At 69.1% G+C, this 1,193-nt stretch carries 1 protein-coding gene; it reads right to left on the bottom strand.

Going from position 1 to position 1,193, the window contains the following annotated elements:
• Positions 1-185: 185 nt before the first annotated feature.
• The coding region (locus ACEPPI_RS40505; protein WP_373920238.1) for an IS110 family transposase at positions 186-1,193 on the bottom strand (1,008 nt) is incomplete at its 5' end.

The raw sequence follows: 1,193 nt of genomic DNA, 5'->3' as shown, positions 1-1,193 counted from the left end.
GGGGGGGTGCCCCTATGTCTTTGGTCAAGGTGGTCGGGTGGCAGTGTGGCTGTCATGAGTGATGACGTGCCTGTTCGAGAGTTGGTAGTCGAGGGCATGCGGCCGTGCGACTTCTGCGGTCATCCGGTCGTGATGGACTCGGTCGACGAGCGGGACTGCCCCGTGTGCGGCGAGGCCGCTGAGGATCAGCCGGCTGAGGCTGTCCGGGGTTCGTAGAAGGTTCCGTCGCGGAGCATGGCGAAGAGGACGTCGGCCCGGCGTCTGGCGAGGCAGAGCAGAGCCTGGGTGTGGTGCTTGCCCTGGGCGATCTTCTTGTCGTAGTAGGTCCGCGATGCGGGGTCGGCCAGGGCCGCGAACGCGGAGAGGAAGAAGGCCCGTTTGAGCTGCTTGTTCCCCCTTCTTGAGGGCTGTTCGCCGCGGATCGATGAGCCTGAACTCCGGGTGGCAGGGGCGAGGCCGGCATAGGCGGCGAGGTGGCCGGCGGTCGGGAAGGTGCTGCCGTCGCCGACCTCGATCAGGATGCGGGCTCCAGTCCTGACGCCGACTCCCGGCATCGACGTCAGGACCTTCGAAAGAGGGTGGGAGTCCAGGAGTTCCTCGATCCGCCCGGCCAGGAGTTTGCGCTGGTCAAGGACGGCGGCCAGGGATCCGGCCAGGCTCGGGACGATCAGCGCGGCCGCCTCGGTCCCCGGGACGGTCACGGTCTGCTCGTCCAACGCGGCGAAGATGTCCTCGACCAGACGCTCGGCCATCCGCGGCGCCTTCGGCCGCAGCAGCGTGACCAGCCGCCGTCTGCCCGCCTTGCGGATCTGGGTCGGTGACCCGAACCGCTCCAGCAGGGTGAGGACGGCCGGGTGCTGCAACCGCGGCCCCAGCACCCGTTCCAGAGACGGATGGATCTGAGTCAGCAGGCCGTGCAGGCGGTTCGCGACCCTGGTCGCCTCGCTGGCCAGGTCGTCGTCGAACCCGACGATCATCTCCAGCTCGGCGATCGTCTCGTCCTCGCCGTCGATCGCCCGCAGCGTGTGGGGCATCGCGCGGGCCGCGTCCGCGATGATGAACGCATCCCTGGCGTCCGTCTTGGCCTCGCCCGGGTAAAGGTCGGCGATCCTCCGCATCGTCAGCCCCGGAAGGTAGGCGACCGGGCAGCCCATGTCCCGGGCCACCGCCAGCGGCAGGGCTCCGATCGAGGC

The sequence above is a fragment of the Streptomyces sp. AB3(2024) genome (assembly GCF_041862025.1).
GTDB lineage: Bacteria > Actinomycetota > Actinomycetes > Streptomycetales > Streptomycetaceae > Streptomyces.
The sequence above is the reverse complement of the archived record's forward strand: the minus strand, read 5'-3'. Positions and strand labels throughout refer to the sequence as shown.